Origin of the sequence: Nocardioides candidus, assembly GCF_041321175.1 — a bacterium.
Taxonomy (GTDB): Bacteria; Actinomycetota; Actinomycetes; order Propionibacteriales; family Nocardioidaceae; genus Nocardioides.
This window is the reverse complement of the sequence record NZ_JBGGWC010000002.1, coordinates 646,355-665,910: the sequence shown is the minus strand read 5'-3', so window position 1 is coordinate 665,910 and position 19,556 is coordinate 646,355. Positions and strand designations below refer to the sequence as shown.

General features: G+C 70.7%; 21 protein-coding genes. 15 read left to right on the top strand and 6 right to left on the bottom strand.

The window, feature by feature from the left end; all coding sequences use genetic code 11:
* Positions 1–96: 96 nt before the first annotated feature.
* Positions 97–492 carry a cold-shock protein gene (locus ACAX67_RS12905; protein WP_370704253.1) on the top strand — a complete coding sequence of 132 codons (396 nt, stop codon included), beginning with the start codon at positions 97–99 and terminating at the stop codon, positions 490–492.
* Here ACAX67_RS12905 and ACAX67_RS12900 read toward each other — a convergent pair.
* Complete coding sequence (locus ACAX67_RS12900; protein WP_370704252.1) at positions 489–1,946, bottom strand: MFS transporter; 1,458 nt, start codon at positions 1,944–1,946, stop codon at positions 489–491. The genes ACAX67_RS12905 and ACAX67_RS12900 overlap by 4 nt on opposite strands.
* Before the next feature lie 63 nt (positions 1,947–2,009).
* On the opposite strand from ACAX67_RS12900, the gene ACAX67_RS12895 reads away from it, so the two are divergent.
* Positions 2,010–2,786 (top strand): DUF3027 domain-containing protein, encoded by a 777-nt coding sequence (locus ACAX67_RS12895; RefSeq protein WP_370704251.1) that lies wholly within the window; start codon positions 2,010–2,012, stop codon positions 2,784–2,786.
* 9 nt (positions 2,787–2,795) lie between these two features.
* On the opposite strand, the gene ACAX67_RS12890 is transcribed toward ACAX67_RS12895, so the two are convergent.
* Together ACAX67_RS12890 and ACAX67_RS12885 are read right to left on the bottom strand one after the other, a co-directional pair.
* On the bottom strand, positions 2,796–3,404 hold the full coding sequence (locus ACAX67_RS12890; protein ID WP_370704250.1) for a SecDF P1 head subdomain-containing protein: 609 nt from the start codon (positions 3,402–3,404) through the stop codon (positions 2,796–2,798).
* 4 nt (positions 3,405–3,408) lie between these two features.
* Positions 3,409–3,699, bottom strand: coding sequence for a DUF2530 domain-containing protein (locus ACAX67_RS12885; RefSeq protein WP_370704249.1), 291 nt, complete (start codon positions 3,697–3,699; stop codon positions 3,409–3,411).
* A gap of 69 nt (positions 3,700–3,768) precedes the next feature.
* Between ACAX67_RS12885 and ACAX67_RS12880 the strand changes: the two genes are divergently transcribed.
* From ACAX67_RS12880 to trmB, 9 genes are all read left to right on the top strand, one after another.
* Positions 3,769–4,218 (top strand): MarR family winged helix-turn-helix transcriptional regulator, encoded by a 450-nt coding sequence (locus tag ACAX67_RS12880; RefSeq protein WP_370704248.1) that lies wholly within the window; start codon positions 3,769–3,771, stop codon positions 4,216–4,218.
* A 48-nt stretch (positions 4,219–4,266) separates the two neighbouring features.
* A complete protein-coding gene (locus ACAX67_RS12875) occupies positions 4,267–5,508 on the top strand; it encodes an MFS transporter (RefSeq protein WP_370704543.1) in 1,242 nt (413 codons plus the stop codon).
* The gene (locus tag ACAX67_RS12870) at positions 5,505–6,959 is read left to right on the top strand and encodes an NCS2 family permease (RefSeq protein WP_370704247.1); all 1,455 of its coding nucleotides are present in this window, start codon (positions 5,505–5,507) and stop codon (positions 6,957–6,959) included. Before ACAX67_RS12875 ends, ACAX67_RS12870 begins: the two co-directional genes overlap by 4 nt.
* Positions 6,960–7,161: 202 nt before the next feature.
* On the top strand, positions 7,162–7,536 hold the full coding sequence (rpsL, locus tag ACAX67_RS12865; protein ID WP_109692297.1) for a 30S ribosomal protein S12: 375 nt from the start codon (positions 7,162–7,164) through the stop codon (positions 7,534–7,536).
* 1 nt (position 7,537) lies between these two features.
* On the top strand, positions 7,538–8,008 hold the full coding sequence (gene rpsG / locus ACAX67_RS12860) for a 30S ribosomal protein S7 (RefSeq protein ID WP_370704246.1): 471 nt from the start codon (positions 7,538–7,540) through the stop codon (positions 8,006–8,008).
* 79 nt (positions 8,009–8,087) lie between these two features.
* Positions 8,088–10,202, top strand: coding sequence for an elongation factor G (gene fusA, locus ACAX67_RS12855; RefSeq protein WP_370704245.1), 2,115 nt, complete (start codon positions 8,088–8,090; stop codon positions 10,200–10,202).
* Between the two features lie 80 nt (positions 10,203–10,282).
* Positions 10,283–11,476, top strand: coding sequence for an elongation factor Tu (tuf, locus tag ACAX67_RS12850; RefSeq protein WP_370704244.1), 1,194 nt, complete (start codon positions 10,283–10,285; stop codon positions 11,474–11,476).
* 101 nt (positions 11,477–11,577) lie between these two features.
* Positions 11,578–11,946, top strand: coding sequence for a hypothetical protein (locus ACAX67_RS12845; RefSeq protein ID WP_370704243.1), 369 nt, complete (start codon positions 11,578–11,580; stop codon positions 11,944–11,946).
* Positions 11,943–12,686 carry a tRNA (guanosine(46)-N7)-methyltransferase TrmB gene (gene trmB / locus ACAX67_RS12840; RefSeq protein WP_370704242.1) on the top strand — a complete coding sequence of 248 codons (744 nt, stop codon included), beginning with the start codon at positions 11,943–11,945 and terminating at the stop codon, positions 12,684–12,686. The genes ACAX67_RS12845 and trmB overlap by 4 nt, the downstream gene beginning before the upstream one ends.
* Here trmB and ACAX67_RS12835 read toward each other — a convergent pair.
* Positions 12,658–13,410, bottom strand: a complete 753-nt coding sequence (locus tag ACAX67_RS12835; protein ID WP_370704241.1) for a tetratricopeptide repeat protein — start codon at positions 13,408–13,410, stop codon at positions 12,658–12,660. The genes trmB and ACAX67_RS12835 overlap by 29 nt on opposite strands.
* Before the next feature lie 193 nt (positions 13,411–13,603).
* Here ACAX67_RS12835 and phoH2 point away from each other — a divergent pair, with 193 nt between their 5' ends.
* The 3 genes from phoH2 to ACAX67_RS12820 all read left to right on the top strand — a co-directional run bounded on the left by phoH2 (position 13,604) and on the right by ACAX67_RS12820 (position 16,380).
* Positions 13,604–14,962, top strand: a complete 1,359-nt coding sequence (gene phoH2 / locus ACAX67_RS12830; RefSeq protein ID WP_370704240.1) for an RNA 5'-3' helicase PhoH2 — start codon at positions 13,604–13,606, stop codon at positions 14,960–14,962.
* A gap of 206 nt (positions 14,963–15,168) precedes the next feature.
* Positions 15,169–15,837: an aggregation-promoting factor C-terminal-like domain-containing protein gene (locus ACAX67_RS12825; RefSeq protein ID WP_370704239.1), complete on the top strand. Its 669-nt coding sequence runs from the start codon at positions 15,169–15,171 to the stop codon at positions 15,835–15,837.
* A gap of 6 nt (positions 15,838–15,843) precedes the next feature.
* On the top strand, positions 15,844–16,380 hold the full coding sequence (locus ACAX67_RS12820; protein ID WP_370704238.1) for an HIT family protein: 537 nt from the start codon (positions 15,844–15,846) through the stop codon (positions 16,378–16,380).
* On the opposite strand, the gene ACAX67_RS12815 is transcribed toward ACAX67_RS12820, so the two are convergent.
* Positions 16,325–17,731: a class II fumarate hydratase gene (locus tag ACAX67_RS12815; protein ID WP_370704237.1), complete on the bottom strand. Its 1,407-nt coding sequence runs from the start codon at positions 17,729–17,731 to the stop codon at positions 16,325–16,327. The two genes, ACAX67_RS12820 and ACAX67_RS12815, sit on opposite strands and share 56 nt — an antisense overlap.
* Positions 17,732–17,764: 33 nt before the next feature.
* Positions 17,765–18,424, bottom strand: coding sequence for a spermidine synthase (locus tag ACAX67_RS12810; RefSeq protein ID WP_370704236.1), 660 nt, complete (start codon positions 18,422–18,424; stop codon positions 17,765–17,767).
* A gap of 135 nt (positions 18,425–18,559) precedes the next feature.
* Between ACAX67_RS12810 and ACAX67_RS12805 the strand changes: the two genes are divergently transcribed.
* Complete coding sequence (locus tag ACAX67_RS12805) at positions 18,560–19,519, top strand: DUF559 domain-containing protein (RefSeq protein WP_370704235.1); 960 nt, start codon at positions 18,560–18,562, stop codon at positions 19,517–19,519.
* Positions 19,520–19,556 lie beyond the last annotated feature (37 nt).

Here is a 19,556-nt window from a genome sequence, read left to right as displayed (position 1 = left end):
GGAGTATCCGTTCGAGGCCGCCGGGCCCGATGTCCTACGATTTCGGGCCGCGCTCCGGAAATCGCCGCAGCGTGCCGTGAGAGAAGGGTCGAGACCGTGCCGACTGGCAAGGTGAAGTGGTACGACGCGGAGAAGGGCTTCGGCTTCCTCTCCCAGTCCGACGGGCCGGACGTCTACGTCCGTTCCGACGCGCTGCCCGAAGGCATCACGACCCTCAAGGCCGGGACGCGTGTCGAGTTCGGCATCGCGCAGGGCCGCCGCGGCGACCAGGCGCTGCAGGTCAAGGTGCTCGACGCGCCCGCCTCCGTCACGCGCAACCAGTCGGAGGCCAAGCGGCGCAAGCCCGAGGAGATGGTCCCGATCGTCGAGGACCTCATCCGGCTGCTCGACGGCGTCGGCGAGGCCTACCGCCACGGCCGGCACCCCGACCGCCGGACGGCGCAGCCGGTCGCCAAGCTGCTGCGTGCCCTCGCCGACGAGCTCGAGGGCTAGCCGACGGTGCGCGGCACCGGGCCGCCGGCCGCGCGGGGGCTCCCAGGCCTGGCCTTGTCGGACCGGCTGGTGAACACGAAGAACGTCCAGGCGGCGAGCACCACCGCCGCGAAGGGCAGCCCGATGCCGTTGACGGCGGGGTAGGAGAGCACCACGCCGAGGAAGCCGCCGACCACCCATGCCAGCTGGAGGGTGGTGTCACCCTTCGCGAAGGCGCTGGAGTGGGCCCGCACCGGGACGTCGCTCTGGATCGTGGAGTCGAGCGACACCTTGGCGAGGAACTGCATCAGGCCGGCGGTGAGGCCGAGCACGATCAAGGGCACCAGGCTGTAGGCGACCGCCGCGAAGACGACGGCGGCGATGTCGGCGAACAGCGCGACCACCACCATCGCCGCAGGGTTGATCTTGCGGGCGACCGACGCGACGACGATGCCGAGGGTGTTGCCGAGCCCGGCCGCGCCGACCACCAGGCCGACCAGCAGGGTCGCCCGGGTCGTGCTCTCCCAGCCGTCGAGCGGCTCGGAGGACAGCACGAAGGTCAGGAACATGACCATAAACCCCGACAGCAGGCGCGGGCCGCAGTTGGCCCGGAGCGCGAAGGCGACCCGCGGCGGCACGCCGGAGCCCGGTCGGGCGCTGGGCGGCCCGCCGCGGCTGCTCTGGATCGCGGCCTCGCCCTCGGTGGAGTCGACCTTAGCCGGCAGCATGATCGCGGCGACGGTGCCGAGCACGAACACGAGGAAGGCGTAGCGGCAGGCCCACTCCGGACCGAGCCAGTAGGAGAAGCCCGCCAGCGGGGCCGAGACCGCGGCACCGACGACACCGGCGAGCGAGACCCGGCCGTTCGCCTTCACGAGCGTGATCTCGGGCGGGAGGAGGCGGGGCACCGCCGCGGCCTTGGCCACGCCGTAGGCCTTCGAGGACACGAGGACGCCGAGCGCGGCGACGTAGAACCAGGGCGACCCGCTGGTCAGGGTCCCGGCCAGGACCCAGCAGAGGAACGCGCGCATCGCGAAGGTGCCGCCGATCGCCCACCGGCGGCCGTGGCTGAACCGGTCGAGGAACGGTCCGATCAGGGGCGCGACGATCGCGAACGGCACCATGGTCAGGCCGAGGAACAGCAGGACCGGGCCCCGCTCGCCGCTGGTGGCGCCGGCGAAGAAGATGGTGCCGGCCAGCGCGATCGCGAAGGCGGAGTCGCCCGCCGCGTTGCAGGCGGCCAGCTCGATCAGCCGGTTGAGGCCGGACTTCTCGGCGCCCTGCGCGCCGGCCGCCCGGCGCGCCCGCCGGAACGTCGCCCGGCCGAACCGGCCGGTACCACGGGCGAACCCGCGCAGGCCGCGAGCGGTCGCTCGCGCACCGGTGCTGACGTTCTGACCGACCGAGCGGGTGGTGTCGTGGCCGGGCGCGCCGGGGTCGCGCGGGGGCAGGTGCTCCGGGGGCCGCGACGTCATGGGCCTATCTTGCCCGTTCCCCCCGACGTGACGCCCGCCTCCCCGATGAGCAACACTTGCCCGGTGACCACTCTGGAGCGCAAGGCCAACGACGCCGTCACGGCCGGTGCCGTCGACCTGGCGCGTGCCGCGCTGCTCGACGACGTCGACGCCGCCGATGTCGGCGACCACCTCGGTCACCAGGTCGACGGGCAGCGTGTCGTCACCCACCTCTTCGCCTGCACCCGCCGCGGCTACGTCGGCTGGCACTGGGCCGTCACGCTCACCCGCGCGTCGCGACAGAAGCGCGTCACGGTCGACGAGGTCGTGCTCCTGCCGGGCTCCGACGCGATCGTCGCGCCTGCGTGGGTGCCCTACCGCGAGCGCATCCAGCCCGGCGACCTCTCGCCCGGCGACCTCCTCCCGGTCTCCGACGACGACCCCCGACTGGTGCCGACGTACTCCTTCGGCGACGACCCGCTCGACACCGACGAGAAGGCGCAGATCCGTCAGGTCGCCAAGGACCTCGGCCTGGGGCGGGTGCGCACGCTCTCGCCGGAGGGCCGCGACGCGGCCGCCGAGCGGTGGTACGACGGCGACGGCGGCCCCGACTCCCCGCTGGCCAAGTCGGCTCCCGACAGCTGCTACAGCTGCGGCTTCCTCGTGCGGCTGGCCGGCCCTCTGGCCGACACCTTCGGTGTCTGCGCCAACGGCGACGCCAACGACGACGGCCGGGTGGTCACCTTCAACCACGGCTGCGGCGCGCACTCCGAGGTGCACCTCAGCAAGCGCCACGCACCGGTGCCGCCGGCGCCTCCGGTGGTCGACACCCTGTCGCGCACCGACCTCGAGCAGTTCTGATCCGGCGCGCTACCCGGCCAGTCGGTCGGCCAGGGCTGCGGCCGCCTTCGCGGTCGTGTCGCCGAGGCTGATCTGGAGCCGGCCGCCCTCGATGGTGGCGTACGGCGCCACGGCCGTGACCACCTGACCGTCCTGCACCAGCGCGATCTGCCGGCCGGTGCCGGACAGCTCCTTGGTGAGGGAGGCGAGCTTGTCGCCGGCGTCGTCGGTCAGCTGGAGGTCGATCACCCAGCCGCCGGCGCTCTCCGGCCGGCCCGCCTCGGCGGAGGCGATCCCGTGGGTGATCTCGGGCTCGCCGAGCAGGTAGGCCTCGTGCTGGTAGGCGCCGGTGCCGCAGGCGATCACGAAGCTGTCGGCGAGGTCCTGGGCGTCCGCAGGGCACGTGAAGGCGGTGAGCGCGGCGCAGTCGTCGGCCGCGGGCTTCTCGGGCGCCGACGTGCAGCCCTGCTCGCTGATGGTCGTGGAGACCACCCGCCGGAACTCGACGGAGGAGTCGGCGGCGGCCGCCGCGGCGGGGTCGTCCTTGCTCTTCGGCTCGTCGTCGCCCGAGCACGCGGTCAGGGTGGTGGCGGCGACCAGCGCGACGAGGGCCGCGGGGAGCCGGAGTGATGCGCCCACGCGATCAGGCCTCGCCCGCGTCGCGCTCGGTGCGGAAGCGGCGACGTCGCTTGCAGTACTCCATGCCGAGCAGGCCGAGCCCGACCCCCGTCAGGCACATCCAGAGCAGCCAGGTGTCGTCGGACTCCTGCAGGCGGGCCCAGAACGGGATCAGTCCCAGAAAGCCCAGCAGGAACAGCCCCGTGCCCACCTGGACCGTCCGCACGCCGTCGACGTCGAGGGGTTCGACGGGAGCGATCAGGTAGGTGCGGCTTCCGATCTCGTGCTGGGTCGGTTGCTCGTCGCGCAGGTCCACGGCTCGATCGTAGACGGCCGCGCCGAGCCCGAGGAATGGTTAGCAAGGGTAATGACTTATGCTAAGGACATGCCCACCGCTGAGAAGGTCGTCCGCACCGACGCCGGGCTCGCCAGCGAGCTCCGGATCTCCGTCATGCGCCTGCGCCGCCGACTGGCCAACGAGCGGCACCCCAGCAACCCGCTGAGCGTGGGCCAGATGGCGGTGCTCGGCGCGCTCCACCGCAACGGTGACCTGAGCGTCGGCGCGCTGGCCGTCCACGAGCGGGTGCAGCCGCCGAGCATGACCCGCACGGTCAACTGCCTCGCCGACGGTGGCTACGTCGTCCGGCGTCCGCACGAGTCCGACGGCCGCCAGGTGGTCGTGGCGCTCACCGAGACCGGCCGCACCGTCCTCCTCGCCGACCGGGCCCGGCGCGACGAGTGGCTCAACCGGCGCCTGGCGGAGCTCACCCCCGACGAGCGCGACGCCTTGCGCCGCGCCACGCCGATCCTCCAGCGCCTGGCCCAGGCCGACTGACCCCGATCCACCTCGAAGGAGGACCCCACGAGTCCCACGTTCCGCTCCCTGTCCCACCAGAACTACCGCCGCTACCTCGCCGGCAGCGTCGTCTCCAACACCGGCACCTGGATGCAGCGGGTCGCCCAGGACTGGCTGGTGCTGAGCATCCCGGGCAACGGCGGTGCCGCGCTCGGCATCACGACCGGCCTGCAGTTCCTGCCGGTCCTCCTGCTCTCGCCGTACGCCGGCGTGATCGCCGACCGCTTCCCGAAGCGCCGCCTCCTGCAGATCACCCAGGCCACGATGGCCGTGGCCGCGCTGATGCTCGGCGTGATCGCCGCGTGCGGGGTCGCGGAGACCTGGCACGTCTACGTCATCGCCGTCGCGTTCGGTGTCGGCGCCGCGTTCGACGCGCCCGCGCGCCAGGCCTTCGTCTCCGAGATGGTCGGCCCCGACGACGTCACTAACGCGGTGGGGCTCAACTCCGCCGCCTTCAACACCGCGCGCATCGTGGGCCCGGCCCTCGCCGGCGTGCTGATCGGCCTGCTGGGGGGCGGCATGCGGGCGACCGGGTGGGTCATCCTGGTCAACGCCGCGTCCTACCTCGCGGTGATCTGGCAGCTGGAGCGCATGGACACCCGCGCCCTGCACTCGCCCAAGCCGGCCGCCCGGCGGCCGGGGATGCTGCTCGAGGGCGTGCGCTACCTGCGTGACCAGCCCAAGATGCTGATGATCATGGTGCTGGTCTTCTTCGCCGGCACGTTCGGCATGAACTTCCAGATGACCTCCGCCCTGATGGCGACCGAGGTCTTCGGCAAGGGCGCGGGGGAGTTCGGCCTGCTCGGGTCGGCCCTCGCGGTCGGCTCCCTGAGCGGCGCGCTGCTCGCGGCGCGACGGCCGCGGATCCGGATCCGCCTCCTGGTCCTGGCAGCGGTCGGCTTCGGCGTCGCGGAGATCATCGCGGGGTCGCTGCCGTCGTACGCCTCGTTCGCGCTGTTCGCCCCGCTCATCGGCCTCTCGACCATCACCCTGCTCAACTCGGCCAACGCGACCCTGCAGGTCGAGTCCGACCCCGAGTTCCGCGGTCGGGTGATGGCGCTCTACATGACCATCGTCATGGGCGGCACTCCGCTCGGTGCTCCGGTGATCGGCTGGATCGGGGAGACGTACGGCGCCCGCTGGACCCTCATCGTCGGAGGGGTCCTGGTGCTGGTCGGTGTCGGGCTCGCGCTGGTCGTCCTGCGCACGGCACCACGCCGAGCCGTTGCCGCTCCAGGAGGTCGCAGTTCTGCCATGCTGCCCTCATGAGCACTGAGCTGGCCTCGGGCACATCTGGCATCGACCGTTTCTTCCACATCTCCGAGCGCGGCTCCAGCGTCGGGCGCGAGATCCGCGGTGGCGTCGTCACCTTCCTCACGATGGCCTACATCATCGTGCTGAACCCGATCATCCTGCTCGGCGGCATCGACGTCGACGGGAAGCAGCTGGCCGGCGGTGACGGGGCGCAGATCGCCGCCGCCACGGCTCTGGTCGCGGGCGTCATCACGATCCTGATGGGTGTCGTCGCCAACTTCCCGATCGCGCTGGCGACCGGTCTCGGGCTCAACGCGTTCGTCACCTACTCCGTGGCGAGCCAGATGACCTGGGCCGACGCCATGGGTCTGGTCGTCATCGAGGGCCTGATCATCCTGGTGCTCGTCCTCACCGGCTTCCGCAAGGCCGTGTTCAACGCGGTCCCCGCGCAGCTGAAGGTCGCCATCGCCGTCGGCATCGGGCTCTTCCTGACCCTCATCGGCCTGGTCGACGCCGGCTTCGTGCGCAGCACCGGCATCGCCGCACCGCCCGTGCAGATCGGCATCGACAACAAGCTGCAGGGCTGGCCGGTCCTCGTCTTCTGCATCGGGCTGGCGCTGATGGTCGCGCTCTACGCGCGCCGGATCCCGGGTGCGATCCTCATCGCGATCCTGGTGACCACGGTGATCGCGATCATCGTGGAGTCGGTCGCCGACGTCGGTGCCACCTTCGTCGATCCCGACACGGTCAACCCGGTGGGGTGGAACCTGAACGTCCCGGCGTGGCCCGACGACGTCTTCGCCAAGCCCGACCTCGGGCTGCTCGGTGAGTTCAACCTCTTCGGGTCGTGGGGCGAGGCCGGCGTCGTCGCGGTCTGCCTGCTGATCTTCACCCTCCTCATCTCCGACTTCTTCGACACGGTCGGCACGATGACGGCGATCGGCGAGGAGGCCGGCCTGCTCGACGAGGAGGGCGTCCCGCCGAACATGCAGCGGATCCTGGTCGTCGACTCGCTCGCCGCCGCTGCGGGCGGCGCCGCGGGCATCTCGTCGAACACCTCCTACATCGAGTCGGCGTCGGGCGTGGCGGAGGGCGCGCGCACCGGGCTGGCGAGCGTGGTGACGGGCCTGCTCTTCCTGATCGCGATGTTCATCGCGCCGGTGGTCGAGGTGATCCCGAGCGAGGCCGCCGTGCCGGCGCTGGTCCTCGTCGGCTTCCTGATGATGCAGCAGGTCAAGGGCATCGCCTGGGACGACATCGAGATCGCGCTCCCGGCGTTCCTGACCATCGTGCTGATGCCGTTCACCTACTCGATCTCGGTCGGGATCGGCGCCGGCTTCATCGCCTACGTGTTCCTCAAGCTGGTGCGCGGCAAGGCCGCCGAGGTGCACCCGCTGCTGGCGGTCGTCGCGCTGCTGTTCGTGGTCTACTTCGCGATCGACCCGATCACCGGCTGGCTCACCTGATCGCAGGGTCCGTTCCGCATTTTGCGCCGGTCAGGGGCGGCCGGTAATCTCGTTCCTTGTGTCTGGCACGCCCAGACGCGTCGAGCGTGCCCTCACTCCATCGGATCCGAGGACCGTCTCAACGGCACGAGCAGCAACGCAGTACTCCCGTGCCCGGCAGGTCGCCGGACCGTGACAGCAGACAAGGAAAGGGAACCACCAGGTGCCCACCATCAACCAGTTGGTCCGCAAGGGCCGCCAGGACAAGGTGTCGAAGAACAAGACGCCTGCCCTGAAGGGTTCGCCCCAGCGACGCGGTGTGTGCACCCGCGTCTACACCACCACCCCGAAGAAGCCGAACTCCGCCCTCCGCAAGGTCGCCCGTGTGCGCCTGAGCAGCGGCGTCGAGGTCACCGCCTACATCCCGGGTGAGGGTCACAACCTGCAGGAGCACTCGATCGTGCTCGTCCGCGGCGGTCGTGTGAAGGACCTGCCCGGTGTCCGTTACAAGGTCATCCGTGGCGCCCTGGACACCCAGGCCGTGAAGAACCGTAAGCAGGCTCGCAGCCGCTACGGTGCCAAGAAGGAGAAGAGCTGACATGCCGCGCAAGGGCCCCGCGCCGAAGCGTCCCCTCGACGTCGACCCCGTCTACGGCTCGCAGCTGGTCACCCAGCTCGTGTCGAAGGTGCTGATGGACGGCAAGAAGCAGGTTGCGCAGCGCATCGTCTACACCGCTCTCGAGGGCACGCGTGAGAAGACGGGCGTCGACCCGGTCATCACGCTGAAGCGTGCGCTCGACAACGTGCGCCCCGCCATCGAGGTCAAGTCCCGCCGTGTCGGTGGTGCGACCTACCAGGTCCCGATCGAGGTCAAGGGCACCCGCGGCACCACGCTCGCGCTGCGCTGGCTCGTGGGCTACGCCCAGGACCGTCGCGAGAAGACGATGAGCGAGCGCCTCATGAACGAGATCCTCGACGCCTCCAACGGCCTCGGTGCCGCGGTGAAGAAGCGCGAGGACACGCACAAGATGGCCGAGTCCAACAAGGCCTTCGCCCACTACCGCTGGTGACGTGGTCGGGACGGGCGCCCCACAGGGAGGCCCGTCCCGCACTCACCTGCCCACTACTTCCTAAGGAACGCTGACTCACGTGGCAGTCGACATCACGACGGACCTGAACGTCGTCCGCAACATCGGCATCATGGCGCACATCGACGCCGGCAAGACCACCACCACCGAGCGCATCCTCTTCTACACCGGCATCACCTACAAGATCGGTGAGGTCCACGAGGGTGCCGCGACGATGGACTGGATGGAGCAGGAGCAGGAGCGCGGCATCACCATCACGTCCGCCGCGACGACCTGCTGGTGGAAGAAGCACCAGATCAACATCATCGACACCCCCGGCCACGTGGACTTCACGGCCGAGGTGGAGCGCTCGCTGCGCGTGCTCGACGGTGCGGTCGCGGTCTTCGACGGTGTCGCCGGTGTCGAGCCCCAGACCATGACGGTGTGGCGTCAGGCCAACAAGTACTCCGTGCCCCGGATGTGCTTCGTCAACAAGCTCGACCGCACGGGTGCCGACTTCTTCCGCTGCGTCGACATGATGGTCGAGCGCCTCAACTCCACCACCCTGGTCCTCCAGCTGCCGATCGGTGCCGAGTCCGACTTCATCGGCGTCGTCGACCTGGTCGAGATGAAGGCCAAGGTCTGGCGCGGCGAGACCCAGATGGGCGAGGACTACGCCGTCGAGGAGATCCCGGCCGAGCTGCAGGCGCAGGCCGAGGAGTACCGCGAGAAGCTCGTGGAGACCCTCGCCGAGGCCGACGACGACATCATGGAGGTCTACCTCGAGGACGGTGACGTCTTCGACGTGCCGACCCTGAAGGCCGCCATCCGTCGTGCGACGCTCGCCGACAAGCTCAACCCGGTCCTCTGCGGCACCGCGTTCAAGAACAAGGGCGTCCAGCCCCTGCTCGACGCGGTCGTCGACTACCTCCCCTCGCCGCTCGACATCGACGGCATCGTGGGTCACGACCCGCGCAACGAGGAGAAGGAGATCACCCGTCAGCCGTCCGACGACGAGCCGTTCTCCGGCCTGGCCTACAAGATCGCCACGGACCCGCACCTCGGCAAGCTGATCTACGTCCGCGTCTACTCGGGCAAGCTCGAGGCGGGCTCGACCGTGGTCAACTCGGTCAACGGCCGCAAGGAGCGGATCGGCAAGGTCTACCAGATGCACGCCAACAAGCGTGAGGAGATCGCGTCGGTCGGCGCCGGCCAGATCGTGGCGGTCATGGGTCTGAAGGACACCAAGACCGGCCACACGCTGAGCGACCCCAACAACCAGGTCGTCCTGGAGTCGATGACGTTCCCGGCCCCGGTGATCGAGGTCGCCATCGAGCCGAAGACCAAGAGCGACCAGGAGAAGCTCGGCACCGCGATCCAGCGGCTGTCCGACGAGGACCCGACCTTCGTCGTCAAGACCGACGAGGAGACCGGCCAGACCATCATCGCCGGCATGGGCGAGCTCCACCTGGAGATCCTGGTCGACCGGATGAAGCGCGAGTTCAAGGTCGAGGCGACCGTCGGCAAGCCCCAGGTCGCCTACCGCGAGACCATCCGCAGCGCCGTCACGAACCACTCCTACACCCACAAGAAGCAGACGGGTGGCTCGGGACAGTTCGCGAAGGTCGTCATCTCGATGGAGCCCAACACCGACCCGGAGACGGGCCTCGGTGCTGGCTACGAGTTCGTGAACAACGTGTCCGGTGGTCGCGTGCCGAAGGAGTACATCCCCTCGGTCGACCACGGTGGCCAGGAGGCCATGGAGTTCGGCGTGCTCGCCGGCTACCCGATGGTCGACGTGAAGTTCACCCTCGAGGACGGCGCCTACCACGACGTCGACTCCTCCGAGCTGGCGTTCAAGATCGCCGGTCTGCAGGCGTTCAAGGAGGCCGCGCGCCAGGCGCGTCCCTGCCTGCTCGAGCCGATGTTCGCCGTCGAGGTCACCACGCCCGAGAGCTTCCTCGGCACGGTGATCGGTGACATCAACAGCCGTCGCGGCCAGATCCGCGCGCAGGAGGAGCGTCACGGCGACATCGTCGTGAGCGCCCTCGTGCCGCTGTCCGAGATGTTCGGGTACGTTGGCGACCTGAGGTCCAAGACCTCCGGCCAGGCTTCGTACTCGATGGAGTTCGACTCGTACGCCGAGGTTCCCACGAACATCGCCGACGAGATCATCAAGAAGGCTCGTGGCGAGTAGTTCGTCAGAACTGCAGACCCGGCCCTCGGCACCACCCATTAGTACGAGTCAAGTAACAAACAAACCAGGAGGAGCCCCCAGTGGCTAAGGCGAAGTTCGAGCGGACCAAGCCGCACGTGAACATCGGCACGATCGGTCACATCGACCACGGGAAGACGACGCTGACCGCGGCGATCTCGAAGGTGCTGCACGACAAGTACCCGGACCTCAACGAGGCCTCGCCGTTCGACCAGATCGACAAGGCTCCCGAGGAGCGGCAGCGCGGCATCACGATCTCGATCGCGCACATCGAGTACCAGACCGAGGCGCGTCACTACGCCCACGTCGACTGCCCCGGTCACGCCGACTACATCAAGAACATGATCACCGGCGCGGCGCAGATGGACGGCGCGATCCTCGTGGTCGCCGCCACCGACGGCCCGATGCCGCAGACGCGTGAGCACGTGCTGCTCGCCCGCCAGGTCGGCGTGCCGGCCCTGGTCGTGGCGCTCAACAAGTGCGACATGGTCGACGACGAGGAGCTCATCGAGCTCGTCGAGATGGAGGTGCGCGAGCTCCTCTCCGAGTACGAGTTCCCGGGCGACGACGTTCCGGTCGTGCGCGTTGCGGCCTTCCCGGCCCTCAACGGCGACGCCAAGTGGGCCGAGTCGGTTGCCGAGCTCATGTCCGCGGTCGACGAGTACATCCCGACCCCGGCGCGTGACACGGACAAGCCGTTCCTCATGCCCGTCGAGGACGTCTTCACCATCACCGGTCGCGGCACGGTCATCACCGGCCGCATCGAGCGGGGCATCGTGAAGGTCAACGAGGAGGTCGAGATCATCGGCATCCGCGAGGGCTCGCAGAAGAGCACCGTCACCGGTGTCGAGATGTTCCGCAAGCTGCTCGACGAGGGCCAGGCCGGTGAGAACGTCGGTCTGCTCCTCCGTGGCACCAAGCGCGAGGACGTCGAGCGCGGCATGGTCGTGATCAAGCCCGGCACGACGACCCCGCACACCAACTTCGAGGCCTCGGTCTACATCCTCTCGAAGGAGGAGGGCGGCCGTCACACGCCGTTCTTCAACAACTACCGCCCGCAGTTCTACTTCCGTACCACGGACGTGACCGGCGTCGTGACCCTCCCCGAGGGCACCGAGATGGTCATGCCGGGCGACAACACCGAGATGGCCGTTGAGCTGATCCAGCCCATCGCCATGGACGAGGGCCTGCGGTTCGCCATCCGTGAGGGTGGCCGCACCGTCGGCGCCGGCCGGGTCACCAAGATCACGAAGTGAACCACTTCTGATCTGACCTGACAGTCACTCGACGGCCCCGGACCGCAAGGTCCGGGGCCGTCGTGGTCTTCCCCCGTCCCCGGGATGGGAGGATTCCGGGCATGAGCGAGCAGCAGCCTCCGCACAACCCCTACCAGCCCTACGGCGCTCCCGGGCCGGGCTACGGACCGGGCTACGGACCGGGCGGGGCGCCGCAGTGGGCGCCGGACCACCCGGACGCCACGATGGTGCTCATCCTGGGGATCGTGGGGCTCGCCGTCTGCCAGCTCGTCGCTCCGTTCGCGTGGGTCAAGGGCCGGCGCGTGAAGCAGGAGATGGCGGCGGCCGGAGGTCGCTACGGCGGCTCCAGCCAGGTGCAGATCGGCTACGTCCTCGGCATCGTCGGCAGCTGCATCCTCGGGCTCTACGTCGTGGGCTTCGTGCTCTACATCGTGTTCGTGGTCATCCTCGTCGCGGCGGGCACCGCGTGACCGACGACCGCTCGGGCGTCAGCCCCGCGCGACCGCACCAGAAGCTGACCGAGGACGGGCGGCGGATGCGGGAGGTGCTGACCTACAGCCGCCGAGGGAGCCGCTTCACCCCCCAGCAGGCGCTCGCGTGGGAGGCGCATGCCCAGGAGTGGGTGGTGCCCGACGAGGCGGTCGACCAGCAGGGGTTCTCCTTCGACACCTGGTTCGGCCGGGGCCCGGACGAGCGCGACGGCCTGGTGGTGGAGATCGGTTCGGGCGTGGGGGAGGCGACGGCGGCGCTGGCGGCGACCAGGCCGTCGTACGACGTCGTGGCGTTCGAGGTCTGGAAGCCGGGCGTGGCCTCGACGCTCGCGCGGCTCGAGGAGGCCGGCGCCCGCAACGTGCGGCTGTGCGGCGTCGACGCGGTCTGGTCGGTCGAGCACCTGCTGGCACCCGCCAGCATCGCGGAGCTGTGGACGTTCTTCCCGGACCCGTGGCACAAGACCCGGCACCACAAACGGCGCCTGGTGAACCCGGACTTCGCGGCGCTGGTGGCCGGGAGGCTGCGACCGGGAGGCGTCTGGCGGCTCGCGACGGACTGGGGCGACTACGCGGAGCAGATGGTCGAGGTGCTCGACGCCGCGCCCGGGCTGGAGGGCGGCATCGTCGAGCGCTGGGCGGAGCGGCCGGTCACGAAGTTCGAGCGCAAGGGCATCGCCGCCGGCCGCGAGATCACCGACCTGCGCTACCTCCGGACGTGAGGATCGCGATCTCCTCGTCGACGTAGGGGTCCTCCGCGCCCCGCGCCTCGAGGTCGGCCTTGAGCGCTCGCTGCATCGCGAGGGCCTCGTCGGCGCGACCGAGGTTGCGCAGCGCCCAGGCGATCATCCAGCGCGCGACGCCGATCTCGCCCGGGGTGCCGTCGGTCGCCTCGCGGGCCGCGCGGGCGTCCTCGAACGCCGTCAGTGCCTCCTCCCAGCGCTCCGCGTCGGCGTGCACCATGCCGATGTTGTTGAGCAGCGACGCCCGCCAGCGGCGTGCTCGCGGGTCGGTCGCCGACTCCGCGCCCGCCAGTGCGGCGAGCTGGGCGTCGAGCTGCTCCTCCGGAGGTGCGACGAGTGCGACCATGTGCAGCGCGTCGACCCACAGCTCCTCGAGCCCCGCGCCCCGGGCGACGGTGGCGGCCGTCTCGAAGAAGGGCCGCGCGTGCCCGGCGTCGCCGGAGGAGCGGTAGATCCTGCCCCGCTCGAGCAGCAGCCGGGCCTCGACCTCGGGGGCGCCGTCGGGCATGAGCTCGTCGAGCACGTCGTGCGCGGCGTCGTACTCCTGCTGGAGGCCGAGCGCGCGGGCGACCTGGGTCATCAGGACGGCCTGCTGCATGCCCTCGGCGCGTCCCGCCGCCTCGCGGAAGCGGGCCTCGGAGCCGCTCGGGTCGTCGAAGTCCCAGAGGTCGAGCGGGTGCACGGAGCCAGTCTGGCGCGACACGCAAGGTTCATGCACCCGTTAGGGCGTGTCGCCTGCCGGAGACGTGCGGCGGGCGTACTTTCGCAGCAGTGGCGGGTGGGGAAGCCCGCCACATCGGGAGGCTCGACGTGATCCACCACGGTTGCGCAACCCGGTCCCTCTTCAACGAATAGGGCCGGGCGCGACAGACGCGTGCGGTCCGGTGAGGTGCGAAGTGCCCAATCCGAAGTCGCGCGCCGCTTCCAGCCCCGATCGCGCCAAGGTCGAGCCCGTCCCGGGTCGCCGTACCTACGTGCTCGACACGAGCGTCCTGCTGGCCGATCCGACGGCCCTGCGCAGGTTCGCCGAGCACGAGGTCGTCCTCCCGGTGGTCGTCATCACCGAGCTGGAGGGGAAACGGCACCATCCCGAGCTCGGGTACTTCGCGCGCAGCGCGCTGCGCATGCTCGACGAGATGCGCATCAGCCACGGCCGCCTCGACACGCCCGTCCCCGTGGGCGAGGAGGGTGGGTCGGTCCGGGTCGAGCTCAACCACACCGACGTCGCGTCGCTCCCGTCGGGCTTCCGGCTGGGCGATAACGACACCCGCATCCTCGCCGTCGCGCGCAACCTGGCGGACGAGGGCCACGACGTCACGCTCGTCTCCAAGGACCTGCCGCTGCGGATCAAGGCATCGGCGGTCGGCCTGCAGGCCGAGGAGTACCGCGGCGAGCGCATCGGCGACTCCGACACCGGCTACTCCGGGATGGCCGAGCTGGAGGTGGCCGCCGAGGACCTCGACGAGCTGTACGACGACGGCACGCTCGACCTCGAGGAGGCTCGCGACCTGCCCTGCCACCAGGGCCTGGTGCTGCTCTCCGACCGCGGCACGGCGCTCGGTCGTGTCGGCGCAGACAAGCAGGTGCACCTCGTGCGCGGCGACCGGGAGGCCTTCGGGATCCACGGGCGCTCCGCCGAGCAGCGGATCGCCCTGGAGATGCTGCTCGACCCCGAGGTCGGCATCGTCTCGCTCGGCGGCCGCGCCGGCACGGGCAAGTCGGCGCTCGCGCTGTGTGCGGGCCTCGAGGCGGTCATGGAGCGGCGGCAGCACAAGAAGGTCGTCGTCTTCCGTCCGCTCTTCGCCGTCGGTGGCCAGGAGCTCGGCTACCTGCCGGGCTCGGAGTCGGAGAAGATGTCGCCCTGGGCGCAGGCCGTCTTCGACACCCTCGGCGCGCTCACCTCGCGCGACGTGATCGAGGAGGTCCTCGACCGCGGCATGCTCGAGGTGCTCCCGCTCACCCACATCCGCGGGCGCTCGCTGCACGACTCCTTCGTGATCGTCGACGAGGCGCAGTCGCTGGAGCGCAACGTGCTGCTGACCGTGCTCTCGCGGATCGGGGCCAACTCCAAGGTGGTGCTGACCCACGACGTCGCCCAGCGCGACAACCTGCGGGTCGGGCGCCACGACGGTGTCGTCGCGGTCGTCGAGAAGCTCAAGGGCCACCCGCTCTTCGCGCACGTGACCCTGACCCGCTCGGAGCGCTCGCCGATCGCCGCGCTGGTGACGGAGATGCTGGAGAACGTCGTCGTGTAGGGAATTGAACACACCGCACCGGGATGCCTGGGTCTGGTGTGACGGATGGGGCGAAGGTTGCCGGGACTTCCTCCACGACATGCGCGGTTCGGTTTGCGAGGGGGAGTGAAGTCAGGCAGGGTGTCCGAGGTTGCCCTGGTTCGCGAGCTCGGTCGCGGACCGCCTCGGAGGGCGACCTCATCTGTTGTCGATCACGGAACTCTGACTTGTCGAAAAACGCGAAGGCTGCCCCCAAGCACCGCGGCGCCCCCCGACATGCCCACCTCGCCGAAGCCCCGAAGAAGGCGGTCCGCAACACCGTCGTGCTCTCCGGTGTCGCGGTCGCCGTCACCGGCATCACCATCGGCGGAGGACTCCTCGGCAAGCACGCCCCGCAGCCGGCAGCTGCGGACGCGAGCGCCGACCTCGACAGCACGATCGGCAGCCTCCGGGCCCAGGCCGACACCGGCGGCACGCCCGCGCGGCTGCCCGTCGTCTCGCGCAACGACCGCCGCGGCGCGGCCGACCCGACCAAGCAGGCCGTGATGGCGCCGGCCCGGACGTCGGCGGTCACCGAGTCCGAGCGGCTCTCCGACTCCGACCCGAAGGACATCGCCCGGGCGCTCCTCGGCGACTACGGGTGGAGCCAGGACCAGTTCGGCTGCCTCGACCTGCTCTGGACGCGGGAGTCCAACTGGAACCCGCTCGCCCACAACGCATCCTCCGGCGCCCACGGCATCCCGCAGTCGCTGCCGGGCTCGAAGATGGCCTCGGCCGGCCCGGACTGGTACTCCAACCCGGTCACCCAGATCACGTGGGGACTGGGCTACATCCAGGACCGCTACGGCAGCCCGTGCTCGGCCTGGGGTCACTCCCAGGGCACCGGTTGGTACTGAGTGCCCGTGGCTCCTGACCCGGACGACTTCCGGGCCGACCGGGTCGGCACCGCCCTCGCGGGCACCAACCCGACCGTGCTGCGCCGGATGCGCGCCGGCTTCGCCGTGATCGGCGACGTGCAGCACCTGCCGGGCTACTGCGTGCTCATCACCGACACCCCGGGCATCGACCAGCTCACCGACCTCCCGCCGGCGCGGCAGATGGAGTTCCTCGAGGACATGGCGATCCTCGGACGCGCCGTCTCGGCGGTGTGCTCGGCGCGCGACCCGCGGTTCCGTCGGATCAACCTGGAGATCCAGGGCAACACCGACGCCTTCCTGCACGCGCACGTGACCCCGCGCTACGAGTGGGAGCCGGCGGAGATCGTGGGCTGGCCGGCCGCCCTGCACCACTGGACGGGGCTGATGACGGGTGGGTCGCCGGTGCCGCTCGGCCCCGAGCACGACCAGCTGCGCCGCGACCTCGGCGAGGAGATCGACCGCCAGGTCAGGGATGCGTCATCGACTCCACGTCGAGCGCCGCGTCCAGCTGCTCCTCGGTGATCTCGCCGCGCTCGACGAACCCCATCGCGACGACGGTCTCCCGGATGGTGGCGCCGTCGGCGAGGGCCTGTTTGGCGATCTTGGCGGCCGTCTCGTAGCCGAGGTGCCGGTTGAGGGGCGTGACGACCGAGGGCGAGGACTCCGCGTAGCGGCGCATCCGGTCGGCGTCGGCCGTGATGCCGTCGACGCAGCGGGCCGCCAGCGTGCGCGTGGACGCGGCGAGGAGCCGCACCGACTCCAGCAGGTTGCGGGCCAGCACGGGCATGGCGACGTTGAGCTCGAAGCTGCCGCTGGCGCCCGCCGCGGTCACGGCCGCGTCGTTGCCGATCACCTGCATGCAGACCATCAGCGTGGCCTCGGGCAGCACCGGGTTGACCTTGCCCGGCATGATCGAGGAGCCCGGCTGCAGGTCGGGCAGGTGGATCTCGGCCAGGCCCGTCGTCGGGCCGGAGCTCAGCCAGCGCAGGTCGTTGCAGATCTTCGTGAGGCCGACGGCGATCGTCCTCAACACACCGCTCAGCTCGACGAGCGAGTCGCGCGTGCCCTGCGCCTCGAAGTGGTTGCGCGCCTCGGTGAAGGGCTGCCCCGTCGCCTCGCCCAGCGCCTCGATCGCGGCCTGCGGGAAGCCGTCGGGGGTGTTGATCCCGGTGCCGACCGCCGTGCCGCCCAGGGGGAGCTCCCGCACCCGGGGGAGTACGGCGTCGAGCCGCTCGCCGGCGTACCGGATCGTGGCGGCGTAGCCGCCGAGCTCCTGGCCCAGCATCACCGGGGTGGCGTCCATCAGGTGGGTGCGGCCCGACTTCACGAGCCCGGCGAACTCCTCGGCCTTCGCCTCCAGTGACGTCGCGAGCACGTCGAGGGCGGGCTGCAGGTCGTCGGCGACGGCGAGCGTCGCGGCCACGTGGATCGCCGTCGGGAACGTGTCGTTGCTCGACTGGCTCGCGTTGACGTGGTCGTTGGGGTGCACCTCGACACCGGCCGCCGCGCAGAGCGAGGCGATCACCTCGTTGGCGTTCATGTTGGAGCTCGTGCCCGAGCCGGTCTGGAAGACGTCGATGGGGAACTGGGCGTCGTGGCGTCCTTCGGCGACCTCCCGCGCCGCGGACGCGATCGCATGGGCGGTCTCGGCCGGCAGCACCCCGAGCCGCCCGTTGGCGACGGCTGCCGCGGCTTTGACCTCGCCCAGCGCGTGGACGAGCGCCGGCTCGATCGGCGTGCCGCTGATGGGGAAGTTCTCCACCGCGCGCTGGGTCTGCGCCTTCCAGAGTGCCGCGGCCGGCACCCGGACCTCGCCCATGGAGTCGTGCTCGACGCGGAAGTCGCTGCCGTCACTGCTGTCGGGGTCGCTCATGCGCTCGACAGTACCCAGGGGCGGGCCTCCCTCTCAGGCCGGACGACGGGCCAGGTAGAGGAAGTAGTCGCCGACCCGGCCGTGCGCGGGCACGGGACAGCGCTCCTCGGCCGCGTTGCCGAGCACGTGCCGCAGGGCAGCCTCGAGATCGGGCGCTGCTGCGGCCGACCACACGACGAGGGTGCCGCCGGGTCGCAAGGCGTCCCGGGCGGCGGTGAGCAACGGCACGCCGTAGAGCCTCGCGTTGTCGTCGTGCACCAGGAAAGCGGGGCCGTTGTCGACGTCGAGCAGCACGACGTCGTACTCCTCGCGCGCCGAGCGCAGCGCGTCGGCCACGTCGCCGACGACCACCTCGACGCGCGGGTCGGCCAGGAGGCCGGGTCCGTGGGGGACGGTGCCGTCGCGGAGCCACCCGACCAGGGCGGGCTCGATCTCCGCGACGACGCAGCGGGTCACGCGGTCGTTCGCCAGCGTGGCGGCCAGGGTGTAGCCGAGGCCGAGCCCGCCGACGAGGACGGAGAGCGACCCGGGACCCGCCACAGCGAGGGCACGTGCGGCGAGGGCGTCCTCGGAGGTGTGCTCGAGGGTGTCCATCACGAACACCCCGTTGGCCCGCAGCTCGAGGTGCCCGTCGTCGCGGCGTCGCAGCACCAGCTCGCCGCGGTCGGTGACGTCTCGGGCGACGGGCTCCATGGGGTCACCCAACCACGGTCCGTCCTGAGCGGGCGGGGCCGTCGGACGTCCACAGGGCCGGCTCGTGAGCCCCGCCGTCCACAGCAGAGGTACGACGCGGGGTCGATCGTCGACCGCTTCGCGGATCGTGAGCGCATGGAAGAGGCGAGGAGGGGCACCCGCGAGCGCCGTCTGGCCGTGGCCCGGAGTGCTGCCGAGAAGGCCGCGGAGCAGGGCCACGTCGTCACCCGCGAGCAGCTGCACGCGCTCGGACTGACCGCGGCACACATCGGCGCCAACCTCGACGCCCGGCGATGGCAGTCGTTGGGCGTGCACTGCGTCGTGCTCCACACCGGACCGCTGTCCGACCTCACCCGTCTCTGGGCCGCGGTGCTCGAGGCGGGCCCGAGGGCGTACGTCGACGGTGAGTCGTCGCTCGTCGCTGCCGGCCTGCAGCACTACACGCCGCATGCGATCCGGCTGAGCGTGCCGCGCGGCGCCCGCGTGCGGCACCGTGGGACAGGCATCGACATCCGCCAGACGCGGCGGTGGGACCCGCAGGACGTCGTGCTCACGCCCGTGCCACGCTCGCGCACACCGGTGGCGGCCGTGCGCGCGTGCCTCTGGGCGCGCTCCGACCGGCAGGCACAGTTGCTGGTCACCATGACCGTGCAGCAGGGGCTCGCGCGGGTGGAGGAGATCGCCGAGGCGGCGATGCTCGTCAAGCGCGACCGGCGACGGACGCTGCTCGGGACGGTGCTCGTCGACCTGTCGGGAGGTGCCGGATCGCTCGGCGAGCTCGACGTGCTCCGGGGCTGCCGTGAGCGCGGGCTCCCCGAGCCCGGGCAGCAGGCGCTGCGGCGCACTCCCGGCGGCTCCTACTACCTCGACTTCCGGTGGCGGCGGTGGAGGACCGTGGTCGAGGTCGACGGCATACACCACGCCTGGGCGCAGCACCTCGTCGCGGACGCGCTGCGCCACAACACCGTCGCCCTCGACGGCGACACCGTGCTGCGGCTCCCGGTCCTCGGGCTGCGGCTGTGCCCGGACGCGTTCTTCCAGCAGATCGAGGACGCGTTGCGGCGCGCAGGCTGGGCACCCGGGTTGGCCGCGTGAGACGTCATACGTGCATCGACGTACAGGTCGACGGGCG

Coding starts and splice junctions, on each gene's coding strand:
- ACAX67_RS12870 (WP_370704247.1), top strand. CDS start 5,505: ATGAGCACTGAGCTGGCCTCGGGCACATCTGGCATCGACCGTTTCTTC.
- ACAX67_RS12900 (WP_370704252.1), bottom strand. CDS start 1,946: ATGACGTCGCGGCCCCCGGAGCACCTGCCCCCGCGCGACCCCGGCGCG.
- ACAX67_RS12815 (WP_370704237.1), bottom strand. CDS start 17,731: ATGAGCGACCCCGACAGCAGTGACGGCAGCGACTTCCGCGTCGAGCAC.
- ACAX67_RS12810 (WP_370704236.1), bottom strand. CDS start 18,424: ATGGAGCCCGTCGCCCGAGACGTCACCGACCGCGGCGAGCTGGTGCTG.
- ACAX67_RS12805 (WP_370704235.1), top strand. CDS start 18,560: ATGGAAGAGGCGAGGAGGGGCACCCGCGAGCGCCGTCTGGCCGTGGCC.
- ACAX67_RS12845 (WP_370704243.1), top strand. CDS start 11,578: ATGAGCGAGCAGCAGCCTCCGCACAACCCCTACCAGCCCTACGGCGCT.
- rpsG (WP_370704246.1), top strand. CDS start 7,538: ATGCCGCGCAAGGGCCCCGCGCCGAAGCGTCCCCTCGACGTCGACCCC.
- ACAX67_RS12880 (WP_370704248.1), top strand. CDS start 3,769: ATGCCCACCGCTGAGAAGGTCGTCCGCACCGACGCCGGGCTCGCCAGC.